Annotated in this window: 1 protein-coding gene and 1 pseudogene; both read right to left on the bottom strand. The window is 71.1% G+C overall.

What is annotated here, in order from left to right; translation table 11 throughout:
* Window positions 1–646, bottom strand: a pseudogene (locus FV230_RS28770) (PhnA-like protein); the annotation flags it as partial.
* A 73-nt stretch (window positions 647–719) separates the two neighbouring features.
* A partial coding sequence (locus FV230_RS28765; RefSeq protein ID WP_147844783.1) for a GlsB/YeaQ/YmgE family stress response membrane protein occupies window positions 720–875 on the bottom strand: 156 nt, incomplete at its 5' end.

The following is an 875-nucleotide window of genomic DNA, read 5'->3' as shown; positions in this document are numbered from 1 at the left end:
CGTCACCGGTCACTGCAGCGCGCATCGCGCTGACGGCGGCGTTCTTCAGGGCCTCCGGATCGTTGCCGGTGCCGTTGCGGACCTTGCTCTCGATGTTCGAGAACGGGTTGTCCATGCCGGGCAGCGACGGTGCCGCGGCCTGCGCGGCGGTCTTCACCGAGCCGCCGATCAGGTTGCCGGCGCCGCCCAGCGTGCTCGACACTGCGCTCGACGCGCCGCTGACGATGCCGCCGACGGCCGAGGACAGCAGGTAGACGACGACCAGCGTCGAGACCGCCCAGGCGAGCAGCCCGTGGTAAGCGGTGGTGGTGTTGGCGGGCTTGCCCGAGAGGCGCCCGGCGAGCCAGCCGCCGACGGTGGCGGCGAGGATGCCGGAGATCACGAACCAGATCCCGGCGCCCGAAGACAGGCTGCCCGCGGTCGGGGTGCCGTTGCCGGCCGGGTCGACGGTGGAGAGCCCGATGCCGAGACCGACCATGTTGAGGATGACCTGGGCGACGAGCGCGATCACCGCGCCGGCGATGACCGCGCCCCAGGAGACGGAGTGCAGCGCCATCGTGCGCATGTCCTCGGCCGGGGTGGCGAGGCTGGTGGTCGGTAGGTCGCGGTCGTAGGCCGGACGGGTGGTATCGGGAGCTAACGCCATCGTGGAAACTCTTTCGTCGGGAGTGGTCGGGTCGGTCTTCGGCCGAGAGTCGGCGGAAGCGGGGTATGCCGGCTCAGAGGACCCGGCGGCGGCCCATCAAGGCGTGGTAGAGCCACAGCACCACCACCGCGCCGACGACGGCGACGAGCAGGCTGTAGAGGTTCACCCCGGAGACGCCGGGCTGGCCGAACTGGTTGAACAGGAAGCCGCCGACGACGGCGCCGACGAC

This window comes from Methylobacterium sp. WL6 (assembly GCF_008040095.1).
GTDB lineage: Bacteria > Pseudomonadota > Alphaproteobacteria > Rhizobiales > Beijerinckiaceae > Methylobacterium.
This window is presented reverse-complemented; position numbering and strand designations above follow the sequence as displayed.